The sequence below is a fragment of the Streptomyces sp. NPDC060205 genome (genome assembly GCF_042728395.1).
GTDB lineage: Bacteria > Actinomycetota > Actinomycetes > Streptomycetales > Streptomycetaceae > Streptomyces.
This window is the reverse complement of sequence record NZ_JBHWZP010000191.1, coordinates 1-18,233: the sequence shown is the minus strand read 5'-3', so window position 1 is coordinate 18,233 and position 18,233 is coordinate 1. Positions and strand designations below refer to the sequence as shown.

The 18,233-nt window shown below is 70.1% G+C and carries 17 protein-coding genes; 6 read left to right on the top strand and 11 right to left on the bottom strand.

What is annotated here, in order from left to right; translation table 11 throughout:
* Window positions 1-75: 75 nt before the first annotated feature.
* The 4 genes from ACFWGJ_RS28370 to ACFWGJ_RS28355 form a co-directional block, all read right to left on the bottom strand.
* Window positions 76-2,697, bottom strand: coding sequence for an ATP-binding protein (locus ACFWGJ_RS28370; protein WP_387330091.1), 2,622 nt, complete (start codon window positions 2,695-2,697; stop codon window positions 76-78).
* Between the two features lie 261 nt (window positions 2,698-2,958).
* Complete coding sequence (locus ACFWGJ_RS28365) at window positions 2,959-3,282, bottom strand: STAS domain-containing protein (RefSeq protein WP_107021287.1); 324 nt, start codon at window positions 3,280-3,282, stop codon at window positions 2,959-2,961.
* A gap of 186 nt (window positions 3,283-3,468) precedes the next feature.
* Window positions 3,469-4,317 carry a 3-hydroxyacyl-CoA dehydrogenase family protein gene (locus tag ACFWGJ_RS28360; protein WP_387330087.1) on the bottom strand — a complete coding sequence of 283 codons (849 nt, stop codon included), beginning with the start codon at window positions 4,315-4,317 and terminating at the stop codon, window positions 3,469-3,471.
* 240 nt (window positions 4,318-4,557) lie between these two features.
* Window positions 4,558-5,199: a TetR/AcrR family transcriptional regulator gene (locus ACFWGJ_RS28355; RefSeq protein WP_387330084.1), complete on the bottom strand. Its 642-nt coding sequence runs from the start codon at window positions 5,197-5,199 to the stop codon at window positions 4,558-4,560.
* A gap of 90 nt (window positions 5,200-5,289) precedes the next feature.
* Here ACFWGJ_RS28355 and ACFWGJ_RS28350 point away from each other — a divergent pair, with 90 nt between their 5' ends.
* The 3 genes from ACFWGJ_RS28350 to ACFWGJ_RS28340 are packed head-to-tail and all read left to right on the top strand — an operon-like array spanning window position 5,290 to window position 7,455.
* On the top strand, window positions 5,290-6,072 hold the full coding sequence (locus ACFWGJ_RS28350) for an ABC transporter ATP-binding protein (protein ID WP_387330081.1): 783 nt from the start codon (window positions 5,290-5,292) through the stop codon (window positions 6,070-6,072).
* Window positions 6,073-6,116: 44 nt separating this feature from the next.
* Complete coding sequence (locus tag ACFWGJ_RS28345) at window positions 6,117-6,866, top strand: ABC transporter permease (protein ID WP_387330078.1); 750 nt, start codon at window positions 6,117-6,119, stop codon at window positions 6,864-6,866.
* Window positions 6,867-6,879: 13 nt separating this feature from the next.
* Entirely contained in the window at window positions 6,880-7,455 is a 576-nt protein-coding gene (locus tag ACFWGJ_RS28340) for a cob(I)yrinic acid a,c-diamide adenosyltransferase (RefSeq protein ID WP_387330075.1), read from the top strand.
* Between the two features lie 159 nt (window positions 7,456-7,614).
* Here ACFWGJ_RS28340 and ACFWGJ_RS28335 read toward each other — a convergent pair whose 3' ends face one another.
* Window positions 7,615-8,184: a hypothetical protein gene (locus ACFWGJ_RS28335; protein WP_387330072.1), complete on the bottom strand. Its 570-nt coding sequence runs from the start codon at window positions 8,182-8,184 to the stop codon at window positions 7,615-7,617.
* A gap of 152 nt (window positions 8,185-8,336) precedes the next feature.
* On the opposite strand from ACFWGJ_RS28335, the gene ACFWGJ_RS28330 reads away from it, so the two are divergent.
* The 3 genes from ACFWGJ_RS28330 to ACFWGJ_RS28320 all read left to right on the top strand — a co-directional run bounded on the left by ACFWGJ_RS28330 (window position 8,337) and on the right by ACFWGJ_RS28320 (window position 12,136).
* A complete protein-coding gene (locus tag ACFWGJ_RS28330; protein ID WP_387330070.1) occupies window positions 8,337-9,554 on the top strand; it encodes a sensor histidine kinase in 1,218 nt (405 codons plus the stop codon).
* Window positions 9,551-10,192, top strand: a complete 642-nt coding sequence (locus ACFWGJ_RS28325; protein WP_387330067.1) for a response regulator — start codon at window positions 9,551-9,553, stop codon at window positions 10,190-10,192. Before ACFWGJ_RS28330 ends, ACFWGJ_RS28325 begins: the two co-directional genes overlap by 4 nt.
* Window positions 10,193-10,297: 105 nt before the next feature.
* Complete coding sequence (locus ACFWGJ_RS28320) at window positions 10,298-12,136, top strand: glycosyl hydrolase family 18 protein (protein WP_381832857.1); 1,839 nt, start codon at window positions 10,298-10,300, stop codon at window positions 12,134-12,136.
* A gap of 164 nt (window positions 12,137-12,300) precedes the next feature.
* Here the strand turns inward: ACFWGJ_RS28320 and ACFWGJ_RS28315 are convergent, their stop codons facing one another.
* From ACFWGJ_RS28315 to ACFWGJ_RS28290, 6 genes are all read right to left on the bottom strand, one after another.
* Window positions 12,301-12,747: a DUF2550 domain-containing protein gene (locus ACFWGJ_RS28315; RefSeq protein WP_189773465.1), complete on the bottom strand. Its 447-nt coding sequence runs from the start codon at window positions 12,745-12,747 to the stop codon at window positions 12,301-12,303.
* A 128-nt stretch (window positions 12,748-12,875) separates the two neighbouring features.
* Entirely contained in the window at window positions 12,876-13,250 is a 375-nt protein-coding gene (locus ACFWGJ_RS28310; RefSeq protein WP_107021294.1) for a F0F1 ATP synthase subunit epsilon, read from the bottom strand.
* A 129-nt stretch (window positions 13,251-13,379) separates the two neighbouring features.
* Complete coding sequence (atpD, locus tag ACFWGJ_RS28305) at window positions 13,380-14,816, bottom strand: F0F1 ATP synthase subunit beta (protein WP_387330063.1); 1,437 nt, start codon at window positions 14,814-14,816, stop codon at window positions 13,380-13,382.
* On the bottom strand, window positions 14,816-15,733 hold the full coding sequence (locus tag ACFWGJ_RS28300; protein ID WP_387330060.1) for a F0F1 ATP synthase subunit gamma: 918 nt from the start codon (window positions 15,731-15,733) through the stop codon (window positions 14,816-14,818). The genes atpD and ACFWGJ_RS28300 overlap by 1 nt, the downstream gene beginning before the upstream one ends.
* 20 nt (window positions 15,734-15,753) lie before the next feature.
* A complete protein-coding gene (gene atpA, locus ACFWGJ_RS28295) occupies window positions 15,754-17,346 on the bottom strand; it encodes a F0F1 ATP synthase subunit alpha (protein WP_387330056.1) in 1,593 nt (530 codons plus the stop codon).
* A 190-nt stretch (window positions 17,347-17,536) separates the two neighbouring features.
* On the bottom strand, window positions 17,537-18,233 hold a 697-nt coding region (locus ACFWGJ_RS28290), incomplete at its 5' end, for a F0F1 ATP synthase subunit delta (protein WP_387330053.1).

Sequence of the window (18,233 nt, the reverse complement as noted above, 5' to 3'; positions counted from 1 at the left end):
CCTTTCACAGGTCCCGGCCCACCGTCATGCCGTACACGCAGTCGTACGCGCAGTCGTACGCGCTCGTGCGGCGCCTCAGATCACCGTCGGCGACCCGGCCGTACCGCTGTCCGCCGGGCTGCTCGCGGAGCTGCTGCTCGTGGCCGGGCTGGACGCGGGGCCACTGGCCGAGTCGGAGGTCGACGGGGTGGACGGCGGGGTCTCGCTGGGCTCCCCGGAGGGCTCGGACTCGGTCGGCGTCGGAGTGGGCGTGGAACTCGTCGGCGGCTTCGTCGTGCCCGAAGGCTTCGGCGAGGTCGGCGGCTTCGTCGTGGACGACGGCGGCTTCGTCGTGGACTTGGTCGGGCTCGGGTCCTTCGACCCGCTCGGGTCGTCCGACGGCTCGCCGGTCGACGTCGGGGTCGGGTCGTCCGAGGTCCCGAGGACGCCGTCCTTGCCCGGATCGGTTGGCCGGGCCGTCGACTCCACGTCGCTGCTGCCCTTCTTCGGCCGGTCCGCGCCGAGCCCTTCGCCGTCGTCGTCCGCGCTGGCCGACGGGGTGACGCCGACCTTCTCCGACGGGGTGTTGTCGTCGGGGTTGGAGGTCGCTCCGAGCGTCACCACCGTGCCGAGCACGGCGGCGAGCAGGGCGCCCGCGCCGGCGGCCACCAGATTGCGCCGGGTGCCGTTGACCAGGCCCTTCACCCCGCCCGTCTTCACTCCGCCCGCCTTCGCCGACGAGGTGGCCCCGGTGCGGTGCGTGATCAGCGTGGCGGGCTCGCCGGGTCCCTGCAGCGAGGGGACCGCCGCGAGCGCGGCCGGTACACCGCCGGGCGGGGACGCCGACTCCTCGTACCGCGCGTCGGGCACCTCCTCGCCGGACGTCGATCCGGAGCCCGCGGGCAGTGCCGCGAGTCCCCCCTGCCCGAACGCGGCCGGAAGGCCGGCGAAGCCCGAGCGGTCCGCGACCAGGGCCAGGGCGCGCCGGCCCGCGACGGTGCCGCGCTTGTCGGCGAGGGCGCCGCGCAGGCCGACCGAGGCCTCCAGTTCGGCGCGGGCCCGGTCGAGCTGTCCGCCGCAGAGCGCGAGGATGCCCAACTCGTGGTGGAAATAGGCTTGATCCGAGACCTCGCCGGCGAGCCGGGCGGCCTCGCTCCCGGAGCGCAGCGCGCGCTCCCAGGCGCTCCAGTGCAGTCCCGCGGCGAAGGCGGGCGCGGCCGTCCGGGCCAGCTCCACCGCCGTGGCCCGCTCCTCGTCCTCGGCCGGCGGCACGGTCAGCGGCACCAGGGCGGCCAGTGCGGCGAGCACGGCGTCCGCCTCGGCGCAGACCCGCTCCGGGGTGACGGACGGGTGCCCGGCCCACCAGGCGTAGTGCCGGGCGGCGGCGCGGGCGGTCTCCTCGGCGTCCGCGGCGTATCCGGCGCTCTCCAGCTGGGTCTGCACACCGGCCGCGAGCCGGTAGTGCGAGCCGACCGGGGTGACGAGCGCGCAGCCGACGAGCTCCGAGAGCGCGGCGTCCGCGTGCGTGTGCCCCACGATGGCGGGCAGGTGCGCCTGGTGCGGCACCTCGCCGCCCAGGGCGACGGCGAAGCGCAGGGTGGCGCGGGCCGACTCGCTGAGCCGGGAGGCGAGCAGCGCGGCGGGCGCGGCCCCCTCGGCGAGCGAGGGCAGCGGTACCTCGTGGCGGTCCTCGGTGCCGGACGCTTCGGCGGAGGCGTCCGCGGGTGCGTCCGGGTAGGTCTGCGAGGACGCGTCGTCGTACTCGCCGGAGTAGCGGCCGAAGTCGTCGAAGGCCTCCGGGTCGGTGCTCAGCTGATCGCGCTGCCGCAGCAGGGCACCTGCCTGGACGAAGCGCAGCGGGAGGCCCTCGGACTCGAACCAGAGGTCGCCCGCCCAGTTGGCCTCCTCCTCGGTGAGGACGCGGCCGACGGCACGCTCCAGCAGTTCGAGTCCGCCGGCGCGGCCGAGACCGCTGAGGAAGACCTCTTCGAGGAGCGAGTCGGCGGCCGGCGCGGCGATGTCGGGTGTCGCGGAGACCAGGAAGGCGCACTCGGGTGTGGCGTCGAGCAGGTCTTCGAGCGCGTTGCCGCCGAACTCGATGTCGTCCAGGACGACGACCGCGCCGATCTCGTGGACGAGTGCGAGCAGTTCGTCCTGTTCCGGCCGGTACAGCGGAGCGTCGTACACGGCGGCGAAGAGGTCGTGCAGCAGGTCGTCCGCCGTGCGGCGGTGGCCGCTGAGGCGGATCACGCCGTCGGGTGCGAGGTCCGCGCAGTCGTCGGCGACGGCGTCCAGCAGCACGGTGCGGCCCGAGCCCGAGGGTCCGGTGAGCCGTACGGAGCGGCCTCGGGCGAGCAGCCGTACGAGCCGCTCACGCTCCTCCTGGCGCTCCAGGAGCGGCAGTCCGGGCCCCGGCGCCCCGGGCGGGACGGGCGGCCGTGCGGAGCGGGTGTGCTCGGTCCGCTCGGCGGCGCTGAACTTCGTGGGCCGCGGCGGCCGCTCGCCCGGCGGGCAGAGCTCGATCTCGCTGCCGTCGACGGGATTGACGGTGAGCAGGTGGTCGCCCGCGACCACCCGGACGATGCGGGCCGGTGCGGGTGTGTGCTGGACGCCACCCTGCCCCAGCGCGTGCGTCAACGGCTCGCGCGGTGGGCGCTGTCGTGGCGCCGAATCGTCGTCGTGACCGTGGTCTTCGGGTCCCCGGTTGATCGGGTCCATAGGTCCAAGCCCCCCAAAAGCGTCGTGTGCGAGCCCCCTCCGGCCTGCCGCACACTGCGCTGTCGCTTCTGGTCCGGTGCCCACTGACGGGTTCATCAACACGCGGGCACGCGAACCCTAAACCTTCGCACAGTATCTACGAACACACGGGGTACCGCGCCGTCCGAGACGTCACAGCTTCGTGAGGATTGTTCGCGAGGTACGGGTTTCGTACGCCGCTTCCGATCCGATCTTCGCCGTTTGCGGCAGTGACGCGCGGCCTCACACCCGGGGCAGTGACTCGACCCCGATACCGCCCTCGATCGCCAGGATGCGGTGGAGGCGGGTGGCCACCAGCAGGCGCTGCATCTGCGGCTTGACGCCGCGCAGCACAAGCCTCCGGCCGCACCGCCCCGCCCGCCGGTGGGCTCCCATGATGACACCGAGTCCGGTGGCGTCCCAGGAGTCCAGCTCTGACAGGTCGAGCACCAGGTCACCGACGCCGTCGTCGATGGCCGTGTGCAGGACCGTACGGGCGTCCGCCGCGCTGCGGACGTCGAGGCGGCCCCCGACGACCAGCTCGGCGTGGTCGCCCCTGATGTGCATATGCGCTCCCCGAGAGTGCGTTTTTCGTACTCGGCGTCTTCGTCTGTCCTGTGGTGCGAGGTGTTGCCAGGACTGACTGCCGTACCGGGGCAGAAGTTGCCGTCCGTGAGCGAACCGATACCCAAATCACCCTGACGAGTGACGGTGTGACGGGTCGTGGTTCACCACGCGGAGCCGGTACGTGGGTCAGTACGTGTAGAAGCCCTGCCCGCTCTTGCGTCCGATGTCACCGGCGTCAACCATCCGGCGCATCAGCTCCGGCGGGGCGAACTTCTCGTCCTGGGACTCGGTGTAGATGTTGCTCGCCGCGTGCAGCAGGATGTCGACGCCCGTGAGGTCGGCGGTGGCGAGCGGTCCCATGGCGTGACCGAAGCCCAGCTTGCAGGCCAGGTCGATGTCCTCGGCGGTCGCCACGCCCGACTCGTACAGCTTGGCCGCCTCGACGACGAGCGCCGAGATGAGCCGGGTGGTGACGAAGCCGGCCACGTCGCGGTTGACGACGATGCAGGTCTTGCCGACCGACTCGGCGAACTCCCGGGCGGTGGCGAGCGCTTCGTCGCTGGTCTTGTAGCCGCGGACCAGTTCGCAGAGCTGCATCATCGGCACCGGCGAGAAGAAGTGGACGCCGACGACCCGCTCCGGGCGCTCGGTGGCCGCCGCGATCTTGGTGATCGGGATGGCGGAGGTGTTGGAGGCGAGTACGGTCTCGTCCTTCACCAGCTTGTCGAGCGTACGGAAGATCTTGTGCTTGACTTCCAGCTTCTCGAACACGGCCTCGACGACGATGTCGACGTCGGCGACCGCGTCCAGGTCGGTGGTCGTGGTGATGCGGCCCAGCGCCTGCTCGGCCGCCCCCGCGTCCAGCTTCCCCTTGCTCACGAACTTGTCGTACGAGGCCTTGATGCCGTCGGTGCCACGGGTCAGCGCCGCGTCGGTGACATCCCGCAGGACGACGTCCCAGCCCGCCTGTGCGGCGACCTGGGCGATACCGGACCCCATGAGTCCGGCCCCGATGACGGCGAGCTTCCCTGCCACTGTCCGACTCCCCTGCTGCTTCTTCCCCGGGACCGCGTCGATGTGCGGCTACCGCCGCGCGACCCCGGAACTCCGGCCGGCGAGGAGCCGACCGGGACGACTGGCGTTGACATCGCGAGAGGGCCCCGAACAACACGTCTTCGAGTTGCCTCTCCGGCGGACCATAGCGCTCGTGAGGTGCCGTGTGACCGCTAAGTAATGCGCGTCACGTCTCATCTGACGGACATCACACCGGGCGGCTCATTCCGCCGCCCGTACGGCGTAGTTGAGGACCTTCTCACTCAAAAGGTCCTCCATGCCGTCCAGGAGGGTCAGCACTTCGCGGGAGACCTCGGCCGGTGCGCGCCCGGCGATCATCTCGCGCCCGACGGTGCTCATGACGGTCTGGTGGAGCCAGCCGATCTGGCCCGCCATCAGCCCGGGCATCGGATCGTCGAGGGCCGCGCCCGTCTCCTCGCGCAGGGTGTCCGCCAGGTGGTCGTGGACCTCCTGCTGGAGACTCCACAGCCGGGAGCGCAGGGCCGGCGCGTCGTGGATGACGCGCATGAACCGGTCGTACCCCTCCATCAGGCCGACCCGCGGCGAGACCGACTCGACCTCCTCGCGCAGTTCGCGCAGGACGGCGGCGGCGGCCGACTCGCCGGGGTCCCGGCCGCGCACCCAGCGCGAGAGCCGGTCGATCACGCCCTTGCTGCGGTCGAAGAAGAGGTCCTCCTTGGCCGGGAAGTAGTTGTACACGGTGTTCACGGAGACATCGGCGGCGTCCGCGACGTCGACCATCGTCACGGTGACGAAGCCGTGCTCCAGGAACAGTCCCGTGGCGATGTCCGAGATGCGCTGCCTGGTCTCGCGCTTCTTCCGCTCCCTGAGCCCCTCTGCCATGGCCTCATCGTAGGCCGGACCGGGATTTTCTGGGCTCCCTCAAATTTTGGAGGCATTGCAAAATTGCTATGGCTCTGTTTTTCTTGGCACATGCCCATCATCAGCACGGCCGGCCTGGCCCGGACGTTCCCGACCAAGCGCGGCCCCGTCGAGGCGGTCCGCGGCATCGACCTCACCGTGGCGCCGGGCGAGATCCTCGGCCTCCTCGGCCCGAACGGCGCCGGCAAGACGACCACGCTCCGGATGCTCACGACCCTGCTGGCCCCCACCGGCGGCGCCGCCACCGTCGCGGGCCACGACCTGGCCGGCGACCCGGCGGGCGTGCGCCGCGCGTGCGGGTACGTGGCGCAGTCGGGCGGCGTCGACCCCCAGGTCTCCGTACGGGAGGAACTGGTCACGCAGGGCCGCCTCTACCGTCTGACGAAGCGGCAGGCGGTGGAGCGCGCCGACGAACTGGCCCGCGACCTCGGCCTGACCGACCTCCTCGACCGGAAGACGGCGGCGCTCTCCGGCGGCCGGCGCCGCCGTCTCGACATCGCGCTCGGCCTCGTCCACCGCCCGAAGGTGCTCTTCCTCGACGAGCCGACCACCGGCCTCGACCCGGCGAGCCGCGCCGACCTCTGGGACCTCGTCCGCCGCCTGCGTACCGAGCACGGCACCACGGTCGTCCTCACCACGCACTACCTCGACGAGGCGGACGCGCTCGCCGACCGGCTCGTGATCGTCGACGGGGGTGTCGTGGTCGCGGAGGGCACGCCGAGCGCGCTCAAGCTCCGGTACGGGGGATCGATCGACGCGACCCTCCAGGACACGTTCCTGGCGATCACCGGCCGCACCCCGGAACCGGCTGCTCCCGCCCCCGCAACCGTCTGACCGTCCGGCCGCCGGCCTCCGGCCATCGAGGAAGTGACCTGCCCATGCTGCTCCAGGACACCGCGCTCATCTTCGGGCGCTATCTCCGCCAGACCCTGCGCTCCCGATTCGCGATGCTCTTCGGCGTCCTCATGCCGCTGCTGTACCTGCTCTTCTTCGGCCCCCTGCTCACCGGTCTGCCCCTGGGCGGCGGCGGGAGTTCCTGGCAGATCCTCGTACCGGGACTGCTGCTGCAGCTCGGCCTGTTCGGCGCCGCGTTCGCCGGATTCATGATCATCGTGGAGAAGAACCACGGGGTCGTGGAGCGGATGCGCGTCACCCCGGTCAGCCGGCTCGCGCTCCTGCTCGGCCGGGTGCTGCGTGACACGGCCGTCTTCGTCTTCCAGGCGGTCCTGCTGGTCCTGGCCGCCCTGGTGATGGGCCTGCGTGCACCCGTGGCGGGCATCCTGATCGGCTTCGCCTTCGTCGCCCTCCTGACGGTCTCGCTGGCCTCGCTCTCCTACGCGCTGGCCATGCGCGTCAGCTCGCCCCACACCTTCGGCCCGACGATCAACGCCCTGACCATGCCGTCCATGCTCCTGTCCGGCCTGATGCTGCCCATGTCGCTGGCCCCGGGCTGGCTGGACGCCCTCTCGCACGTCATGCCGTTCCGCTACCTGGTGGACGCGATGCGGGACGCGTACGCCGGCTCGTACGCCACCGCCTCCATGGCGTACGGGATCCTCGTCGCCGTCGGATTCGCGGGACTCGCCGTGACAGTGGGCACACGCGTGTTCCGAACGGCCGGGGCGTAACTACGCTGGCCGCATGGTCAATCTGACGCGCATCTACACCAGGACCGGCGACCAGGGCACCACCGCCCTCGGCGACATGAGCCGCACCGCCAAGACGGATCCGCGGATCTCGGCGTACGCCGACGCCAACGAGGCGAACGCGGCCCTCGGCACGGCGATCGCGCTGGGCGACCTCGACGAGGAGATCGTGAAGGTCCTCTCCCGCGTCCAGAACGACCTGTTCGACGTGGGGGCGGACCTGTCGACGCCGGTCGTGGAGAACCCCGAGTTCCCGCCCCTGCGCGTCGAGCAGTTCTACATCGACAAGCTGGAGGCGGACTGCGACCGCTTCAACGAACAACTGGAGAAGCTGCGCTCCTTCATCCTCCCCGGCGGCACACCCGGAGCGGCCCTGCTCCACCAGGCCTGCACGGTGGTCCGCCGCGCGGAACGCTCGACGTGGACGGCCCTGGAATCCCACGCGGACGTCATGAACCCCCTCACGGCGACCTACCTCAACCGCCTCTCGGACCTCCTCTTCATCCTGGCCAGAACAGCGAACAAGGAGGTAGGAGACGTCCTGTGGATCCCGGGCGGCGACCGAGACTAGGGGCGCGCCCTTCAGGGGCGCGGGGAACGGCGCAATCCTGTCGCCTTTCGTCTCCAGGGGCGTGGGGAACGGCGCAATCCTGTCGCTTTTAAGGGGCGCGGGGAACTGCGCGACAAGCCCCCACCGGACCCGCACCCAAGAACCGCACCCCAGCCACCCCTACCCCTTCGTCCCGCCCGCCGCAGGCGCCGGCGGCGCCGGCGACTTCTTCGGAAACACCAGATACGTCAACGCCACCACCCCGTGGACCCCGGCAGCCCGCCAGGCCACATACCGCCAACTCTCCAGCGAAGCGACCCGCGCAGGGTCACCGACGTACCAGATCGCGATCTGCAGCAGAGCCGTGGCAACGGCAGCCCCCACCACGGTCCCGACCCACACCCGCCCCTCATGCCGCGCCCGGGCCATCCCGTATCGCGGCGGCCCCGCCGGCCGAGGCGCACCGCCGAACCGGTGCGCCGCATGCCCGTCGAGCCACTTCACGGTCCGATGCCCGTGCCCGACGGTGTACCCGATGTACAGCGCGGCCAGCCCGTGCGTCCAGTTCGGTTCGGCCCCGGCCTTGAGGTCCAGCGCGGTGACCACCAGCAGCACGACTTCAAGCAGCGGCTCGCACAGGAGCAGCGCCAGCCCCGTGCGGGGCATCCTCAGCAGGTAGCGGAAGGCCAGCCCGCCGGCCAGCAGCACCCAGAAGCCGACCTCACACACCACGATCAGCGTGACGACCACGACGAACTCCTCTCGGTCACCCTTCAAGGCTCGCGTGGGCGGCGCCCTCGATCGTCGTCGGCAGTGACGAAGTCGTACTGCATCCTTCGATGTACCGGCGGACCGTCCTGCGGCATCAGGCGACGAGCGGACCCGCCGTGTTGGATGGAGTCATGGCCCTGCGACCCCTCCGCCCGCACCGCGACGACGTGCGCATCGCGCTGGCGGGACTGCTCGGCGGACTCCTCCTGTGGGCCGTCGGCCTCGGCACCCGCCCGGCCTCCGACCCGATCGTGCTCTGGTCGGGCCGCTGGCCGATCCTGCTGCCGCTCGCCGCGGTGGCCGCCTGCGAGCTGCTGCGCCGGACCCGTCCGCGCACGGGCCTGCTGGTCGGCGTCGCCGCCCTGACCGTCGACACCGTCACCCAGGGCAGCCTGGCGACGGTCGTGATGTTCACGGACCTCGTGTACGCGGCCGTCCTGTACGGCCCGCCCGCCACCGCCCGCCGCGTCCTGTGGATCAGCGGGGCGCTCACGGTGCTCGGCACGGTGGTGCCGCTCGCCGTCTGGCGGACCCCGCAGGCGCTGCTGATCGGCGTGGTCATCGGGGTCGTGTCGTTCACGCCCGGCGCGACCGGCTGGGTGGTCCGCAACCACCGCGACGCCGCCGAGGCCGCCCGGCTGCGCGCCGAACAGACCGCACTGCTTGCGGAGATCGACCGCGTCCAGGCCGTCACCGCCGAACGCGCCCGGATGGCCCGGGAGTTGCACGACATGGTGGCCAACCACCTGTCGGCCATCGCCATCCACTCCACGGCCGCGCTCTCCCTGGACGACCCGGACACCTCGCAGCAGGCGCTCGGCGTGATCCGCGAGAACAGCGTCGAGGGGCTTGCCGAGATGCGCCGTCTCATCGGCATCCTGCGCGACAGCAGCGGGGACACCGAGCCGGCCGCCGCGCCCACCCTGGACGGCCTCGCCTCCCTGGTGGAGCACGCCCGCGCCAACGGCCTGGACGTCGCCCTCGACTGCGCCCGCACCGCGCTCCCTGCCCCGGTCGAACTGGCCGCCTACCGCATCGTGCAGGAGTCCCTGACCAACGCCCTCAAGCACGCCTCCCCCGGCCGGGTCACCGTCTCCCTCGTCCAGCGCGACCAAGCCCTGGAGGTACGGGTGACCAGTCCGTTCAAGGACGCCCGGCGCGACGGCCCCCGCGCCCCCGGTTCGGGCGCGGGCCTGATCGGCATGCGTGAGCGGGTCGCCCTGCTGCAGGGCACGTTCGAGGCCGGCCCCGGAACCGAGGACTTGCCGGCCGGCCCGCGGGACGCGACGGGCGGCCGAGTGTGGACGGTCCGCGCCACGCTCCCGATCACCGAAGGAGAAACCGCATGATCCGCGTGCTCGTCGCCGAGGACCAGTCCGCCGTACGCGCCGGTCTCGTCCTCATCCTGGGCAGCGCCCCCGACATCGAGGTGGTCGGCGAGGCCGCGGACGGCGAGCAGGCGGTGGCCATGGCCAGGGAACTGCGCCCGGACCTGGTCCTGATGGACGTCCAGATGCCCCGCCTGGACGGTGTCGCGGCCACCCACCAGGTCGTCGGGGAGGGCCTCGCCGATGTCCTCGTACTGACCACGTTCGACCTGGACGCGTACGTGTTCGGCGCGCTGCGCGCGGGCGCCGCCGGCTTCCTGCTGAAGAACACCGAAGCCCGCGGGCTCATCGAGGCGGTGCGCACGGTGGCGGGCGGCGAGGGGCTGATCTCCCCCGCGGTCACCCGCCGGCTGATCGCCGAGTTCGCCGCGCGGCCCGTGCGTGAACCGTCGGCGGACCCGGCGGTCCTGGACGCGCTGACCCGGCGCGAACGGGAGGTCCTGTCCTGTCTGGGCGAGGGCCTGTCGAACGCGCAGATCGGCGTACGTCTCGACATGGCGGAGGCAACGGTGAAGACGCACGTCAGCCGCCTCCTGGGGAAGCTGGGACTGCGCAGCCGGGTGCAGGCGGCCGTACTGGCCCAGGAGTTGGGCGTGTAACAAGTAGTCGCACCGCACCCCAACAGTGGTCTGGACCTATTGACCTATGGTCCAGACCTTTCTATTGTCCTGCGCACCTCATAAAACTCCCCCAAGGAGACGCGGATGCGCCTCAGACGCAGACTCGGTCACAGAGCCATAGCGGGGTTCACCACCCTGCTGCTGCCGTTCGCCGCCCTGGTCGGGCTCGCGAGCCCCGCCTCCGCCGCCACGTCGGCGACCGCCACCTACGCCAAGACCCAGGACTGGGGAACCGGCTTCGAGGGCAAGTGGACCGTCAAGAACACCGGCACCACGGCCCTCAGCTCCTGGACCGTCGAGTGGGACTTCCCCTCGGGCACCTCGGTCACCTCCGCGTGGGACGCCGACGTCACCAGCTCCGGCACCCACTGGACCGCCAAGAACAAGTCCTGGAACGGCACCCTCGCACCGGGCGCCTCCCTCTCCTTCGGCTTCAACGGCGCGGGCACCGGCTCCCCCGCCAACTGCAAGCTCAACGGCGGCAGCTGTGACGGCGGACCCACGGTCCCCGGCGACAGCGCGCCCTCCGCCCCGGGCAAGCCCACCGCCTCCGACATCACCAACACCTCGGTGAAGCTCTCCTGGAGCGCGGCCACCGACGACAAGGGCATCAAGAACTACGACGTCCTGCGCGACGGCGCCAAGGTCGCCACGGTGACCGGGACCTCGTACAGCGACACCGGTCTGACCGCCGGCACCGACTACTCGTACACCGTGCAGGCGCGTGACACGGCCGACCAGACCGGTCCGGTCAGCGGCGCGACCGCCGTGCACACCACCGGCGGCACCACCGACCCGCCGCCCACCGGCGACAAGGTCAAGCTCGGCTACTTCACCGAGTGGGGCGTCTACGGGCGCAACTACCACGTGAAGAACCTGGTCAGCTCCGGCTCCGCGTCGAAGATCACGCACATCAACTACGCGTTCGGCAACGTCAAGGGCGGCAAGTGCACCCTCGACGACTCCTACGCCGCCACCGACAAGGCGTACACCGCCGACCAGTCCGTCAGCGGCACCGCCGACACCTGGGACCAGCCCCTGCGCGGCAACTTCAACCAGCTGCGCCAGCTGAAGGCCAAGTACCCGAACATCAAGGTGCTGTGGTCGTTCGGCGGCTGGACCTACTCGGGCGGCTTCGGTGAGGCCGCCGCCAACCCGGCCGCCTTCGCCGCCTCCTGCAAGGCCCTCGTCGAGGACCCGCGCTGGGCCGACGTCTTCGACGGCATCGACATCGACTGGGAGTACCCGAACGCCTGCGGCCTGAGCTGCGACACGTCCGGCTTCAGCTCCTTCAAGACCCTCACCCAGGCGCTGCGCACCGAGTTCGGCTCCAACTACCTGGTCACCGCCGCCATCACGGCGGACGGCTCCTCCGGCGGCAAGATCGACGCCGCGGACTACGGCGGCGCCTCGCAGTACCTCGACTGGTACAACGTGATGACGTACGACTACTTCGGCGCCTTCAACGCCAAGGGCCCGACCGCCCCGCACTCGCCGCTGACCTCGTACAGCGGCATCCCGACGGCCGGCTTCAACTCGGCCGACGCCATCGCCAAGCTCAAGAGCAAGGGCGTGGCGTCCAAGAAGCTGCTGCTCGGCATCGGCTTCTACGGACGCGGCTGGACCGGCGTCACCCAGGCCGCCCCCGGCGGCACGGCGACCGGCGCGGCACCGGGCACGTACGAGGCGGGCATCGAGGACTACAAGATCCTCAAGACCTCCTGCCCCGCCACCGGCACGATCGCCGGCACGGCCTACGCCTACTGCGGCAACAACTGGTGGAGCTACGACACCCCGGCCACCATCGGCTCGAAGATGACCTGGGCCAAGAACCAGGGCCTGGGCGGCGCGTTCTTCTGGGAATTCAGCGGCGACACGACGAACGGCGAACTGGTAACGGCCATCAACAACGGCCTCAACTAACAGCCCCGTAGGGGGCGCGGCAACTGCCGGCCCCGTTAGGGGCGCGGGGAACTGCGCAACCCCGTAAGGGGCGCGGGGAACTGCGCGACCAGCCCCCACCGGGCCGCAGACAACCCCCGACCCCAGCGGCGCAAGCCAAAACCGCCCGGGCAGCGAGTGAATGGTTAAGCCACATTCACCCGTTGCCCGGGCGGCGCGGCTTCAAGCCAAGCCAAGAACCCGGTCAGCGCATCCTCGCTCATCGCGAGCTCAAGCCGCGTCCCACGATGAACGCACGTCAAGATGATCGCGTCGGACAGCAGCGCAAGCTCTTCCTCACCCTCCGGCGCCCGCCGCCCCGCGACCTCGATCGCCGAGCGTTCAAGAACGCGCCGCGGCCGAAGCGCGTACGAGAAGACCCGGAACCACTCGATCCGGTCACCGCTGTAGCGGGCGATGCCATAGCCCCAGCCCTTGCCACTGGTGTCGGTCTTCTCCGGGACGTCCCACCGCAGGCTGCAGTCGAAGGTACCGCCCGACCGCTGGATCACTCTGCGACGCAGGCCGAAGACGAAGAGTCCGAGGGCCACCAGCAGTACGACCGACCCGACCACAGTCAGAGCGAGGACCATCGACACCGACCTCCTCGTCTCCTAGGTAACGGAAAGGAAAAAAGCACCCGCATCGCCTCAGCCGCGACCCGGTCCGGAAAAGCTCCGGTCCTGGCCGCGGCTGAGTCACTTCCTTCTGCGCGCCGGTTTCAGTGCGCAGACACCGCCCGCAGTCGCACGTCCGCGCGACGCTCGGCGGACGCGTCGGCGTCCGACTTCGCGCGCTCGAACGCCCGCTCCGCACGCTGGACGTCGATCTCGTCCGACAGCTCGGCGATCTCGGCCAGCAGCGACAGCTTGTTGTCCGCGAAAGAGATGAAACCGCCGTGCACCGCGGCGACGACCGTTCCACCATCACTCGTACGGATGGTCACCGGGCCCGACTCCAGCACACCGAGCAGCGGCTGGTGACCGGGCATGACGCCGATGTCGCCGGACGTGGTACGCGCGACGACCAGGGTGGCCTCGCCGGACCAGACACTGCGGTCCGCGGCGACGAGCTCGACATGCAGCTCAGCAGCCAAGGTGGGCTCCTCGGGTCACCACCCGGCGTTCGCTGCCGGGTGTTGGGTCAAAGTCTAATGGGCGTAGTGAGAGGGGCGGGACCCGCCCCGCGAGGCACGGCCCCGCCCCTGTCACTCAGAACGCGAGGTTCAGGAAACGCCGAGTTCCTTGGCGTTGGCCTTCAGGTCCTCGATGCCACCGCACATGAAGAACGCCTGCTCCGGGAAGTGGTCGTACTCCCCGTCGATGATCGAGTTGAACGCCGCGATGGACTCCTCCAGCGGAACGTCCGACCCGTCCACACCGGTGAACTGCTTGGCGGCGTGGGTGTTCTGGGACAGGAAGCGCTCCACACGACGGGCACGGTGGACGACGAGCTTGTCCTCCTCGCCCAGTTCGTCGATACCGAGGATCGCGATGATGTCCTGGAGGTCCTTGTACTTCTGCAGGACCGTCTTGACGCGCATGGCGGCGTCGTAGTGGTCCTGCGCGATGTAGCGCGGGTCCAGGATGCGGGACGTGGAGTCCAGCGGGTCCACGGCCGGGTAGATGCCCTTCTCGGAGATCGGACGGGAGAGCACCGTCGTCGCGTCGAGGTGGGCGAACGTGGTGGCCGGGGCCGGGTCGGTCAGGTCGTCCGCGGGAACGTAGATCGCCTGCATCGACGTGATCGAGTGACCACGCGTCGAGGTGATGCGCTCCTGCAGCTGACCCATCTCGTCGGCCAGGTTCGGCTGGTAACCCACCGCGGACGGCATACGGCCGAGCAGGGTGGAGACCTCGGAACCGGCCTGCGTGAAGCGGAAGATGTTGTCGATGAAGAACAGCACGTCCTGCTTCTGCACATCGCGGAAGTACTCCGCCATGGTCAGACCGGCCAGGGCCACGCGCAGACGGGTGCCCGGGGGCTCGTCCATCTGGCCGAAGACGAGGGCGGTCTTGTCGAGAACACCGCTCTCTTCCATCTCCGCGATGAGGTCGTTGCCCTCACGGGTGCGCTCACCGACGCCCGCGAAGACGGAGACGCCCTCGTGGAGGTTGGCGACACGCATGATCATTTCCTGGATCAGCACGGTCTTGCCGACACCGGCACCACCGAACAGACCGATCTTGCCGCCCTTGACGTACGGGGTCAGCAGGTCGACGACCTTCAGGCCCGTCTCGAACATCTCGGTCTTCGACTCAAGCTGGTCGAACGCGGGGGCCTTGCGGTGGATGGTCCACCGGTCGCCGTCGTACGCCTCGTCGGAGTTCAGGACCTCGCCGAGGGTGTTGAACACCTTGCCCTTGGTGAAGTCACCGACGGGGACGGAGATGCCCGTGCCCGTGTCGGTCACCGCGGCCTGGCGGACCAGGCCGTCGGTGGGCTGCATGGAGATGGTGCGGACCAGACCGTCACCCAGGTGCTGGGCGACCTCAAGGGTCAGCGTCTTCTTCTCGCCGGCGTTGGCCGGGTCGGCCACCTCGACGTGAAGGGCGTTGTAGATCTCCGGCATGGCGTCGACGGGGAATTCCACGTCGACGACCGGGCCGATGACCCGGGCGACGCGGCCCGTGGCAACGGCCGTCTCAACTGTCGTCGTCATTACCTGTCACTCCCCGCGGTCGCGTCGGCCAGCGCTGCGGTGCCACCGACGATCTCGCTGATTTCCTGGGTGATTTCGGCCTGGCGGGCCGCGTTGGCAAGTCGGGAGAGTGAAGTGATCAGGTCTCCCGCGTTGTCGGTCGCCGACTTCATCGCGCGGCGGGTGGCGGCGTGCTTGGAGGCAGCCGACTGGAGCAGCGCGTTGTAGATACGGCTCTCGACGTACCGCGGCAGAAGGGCGTCGAGGACGTCCTCCGCCGACGGCTCGAAGTCGTAGAGCGGGAGGATCTCGTCCTTGCTGGACGACTCCTCCGCCACCTCTTCGAGGCTGAGCGGCAGCAGGCGGCTGTCGACAGCCGTCTGCGTCATCATCGAGACGAACTCGGTGTAGACGATGTGGATCTCGTCCACGCCGCCCTCCGCCGTCTCCTTCTCGATGGCCTCGATCAGCGGAACGGCGACGTTCTTCGCGTCCGCGTACGAGGGCTCGTCGGTGAAGCCCGCCCACGATTCCGAGACCTTGCGCTCACGGAAGTTGTAGTGGGCGAGACCGCGGCGGCCGACGATGTACGTGTCGACCTCCTTGCCCTCGGCCACCAGACGGGCGGTCAGCTGCTCCGCCGCCTTGATGGCGTTGGAGTTGAAGGCGCCGGCCAGTCCGCGGTCGCTCGTGAGGAGCAGCACCGCGGCACGGGTCGCCGTCTCGGCCTCCGTGGTCAGCGGGTGCTTGGTGTTCGAACCGGTCCCGACCGCCGTGACCGCGCGGGTGAGCTCGGTCGCGTACGGCGAGGAGGCCCGTACCTTGCGCTGCGCCTTGACGACACGCGAGGCGGCGATCATCTCCATCGCCTTGGTGATCTTCTTGGTCGCGGTGACGGATTTGATGCGACGCTTGTAGACCCGGAGCTGGGCTCCCATGAGTCAGGTCCCTTCCGTCGTCACTTGCCCGCAGCGGCAGGGGTGTCCTCGCCGAGCAGCTTGCCGTCCGACGTCTCGAACTGCTTCTTGAAGTCCGCGATCGCGTCGGCGATGGCCTGCAGGGTGTCGTCCGACATCTTGCCGCCCTCCTTGATGGAGGTCATGAGGCCCTGCTCCTTGCGGTGCAGGTACTCAAGGAGCTCCTTCTCGAAGCGGCGGATGTCGGCGACCGGGACGTCGTCCATCTTGCCGGTGGTACCGGCCCACACGGAGACGACCTGGTCCTCGGTGGCCATCGGCTGGTACTGAGCCTGCTTGAGCAGCTCGACCATCCGCTGACCGCGGTCCAGCTGCGACTTCGACGCGGCGTCCAGGTCGGAACCGAAGGCGGCGAACGCCTCCAGCTCACGGAACTGGGCGAGGTCCACGCGCAGTCGGCCGGAGACCTGCTTCATCGCCTTGTGCTGCGCGGAACCACCGACTCGGGAGACGGAGATACCGACGTTCAGCGCGGGGCGCTGACCGGCGTTGAAGAGGTCCGACTCCAGGAAGCACTGGCCGTCGGTGATGGAGATGACGTTGGTCGGGATGAACGCCGAGACGTCGTTGGCCTTCGTCTCGACGATCGGCAGACCGGTCATCGAGCCCGCGCCCAGCTCGTCCGAGAGCTTCGCGCAACGCTCAAGGAGACGGGAGTGCAGGTAGAAGACGTCACCGGGGTAGGCCTCGCGCCCCGGCGGACGGCGGAGCAGCAGGGACACGGCGCGGTAGGCGTCGGCCTGCTTCGAGAGGTCGTCGAAGATGATGAGGACGTGCTTGCCCTCGTACATCCACTGCTGGCCGATGGCCGAGCCGGTGTACGGCGCCAGGTACTTGAAGCCGGCCGGGTCGGACGCCGGGGCGGCGACGATGGTCGTGTACTCCAGCGCGCCGGCCTCTTCGAGGGCGCCACGCACGGAGGCGATGGTCGAGCCCTTCTGACCGATGGCGACGTAGACGCAGCGGACCTGCTTCTTCGGGTCGCCGGTGCGCCAGTTGTCACGCTGGTTGATGATCGTGTCGACGGCCAGCGCGGTCTTGCCGGTCTGACGGTCGCCGATGACCAGCTGACGCTGGCCACGGCCGATCGGGGTCATCGCGTCGACGGCCTTGTAGCCGGTCTCCATCGGCTCGTGGACCGACTTACGGGCCATGACGCCCGGTGCCTGCAGTTCGAGCGCGCGGCGTCCGGACGTCTCGATCTCGCCGAGACCGTCGATCGGGGCGCCGAGCGGGTCGACAACGCGGCCGAGGTAGCCCTCGCCGACGGCCACGGACAGGACCTCGCCGGTACGCGTGACCGGCTGTCCCTCCTCGATACCGCTGAACTCACCGAGGATGACCGCACCGATCTCGCGCTCTTCCAGGTTCAGCGCGAGACCGAGGGTGCCGTTCTCGAACTTCAGCAGTTCGTTGGCCATGGCCGAGGGCAGGCCCTCGACCTTCGCGATGCCGTCGCCGGCAAGGGTGACCGTACCGACCTCCTCGCGCGAGGCCGCGTCCGGCTTGTACGACTGGACAAAGTTCTCCAGCGCATCCCGGATCTCCTCCGGCCGGATCGTGAGCTCCGCCATCTGGGTTCCCTGCTCTCCTTGTTGGGCCCGAAGTTTTCTTGGGGGGTCTGGGGCTTTTTCCCTCAGCGGCTGCGCCGCGGGCCCCCAGGAATCCTCTGCACGGCCCAACCAGGGCCGTAAGTACTGCGGTGTACTGACTGCGGTGTACTGAACTTCCGGGTACTTCTGGTGTACGCGTATGAAATTGCTGCTAGCTCGCCATGCGGCGGCTGACTGCTTCCAGCCGGTCCGCGATGGAGCCGTTGATGATCTCGTCTCCGACCTGTACCCGGATCCCGCCGAGGACCTCGGGGTCCACGTCCAGGTTCAGGTGCATGGGGTGCCCGTAGAGCTTCGCGAGGGCGGCGCCGAGGCGCTGCTTCTGCACGTCGCTCAGCGGAACCGCCGAGGTGACGACGGCGACCATGCGGTTACGGCGGTCGGCCGCGAGCTTGGACAGGGATTCGAGTCCCGACTCCAGGCTACGTCCCCGGGGCGCGGTCACAAGGCGCGTGACCAGCCGCTCGGTGACGGCGTCGGCCCGGCCGCCGAGCAGGCTGCGCAGCAGCTCGCCCTTGGCCGCGGCGGAGGCGCCGCGGTCGGTCAGCGCGGCACGCAGCCCGGTGTCCGAGGCGACGATCCGGCCGAACCGGAACAGCTCGTCCTCGACGTCGTCGAGCCTGCCCAGCCGCTGCGCCGCCGTGAGGTCGGCGGTGTCGGCCAGCTCCTCGATCGAGTCGACCAGGTCGCGCGAACGCGACCAGCGGGAGCGCACCAGACCGGCCACCAGGTCGGCGGTGGTGCCGCTGACCTGACCGCTGAGAAGACGCCCGGCCAGTTCGGCCTTCGCCTCGCCGGCCTGCGCCGGGTCGGTGAGGACCCGGCGCAGGGACACCTCACGGTCGAGC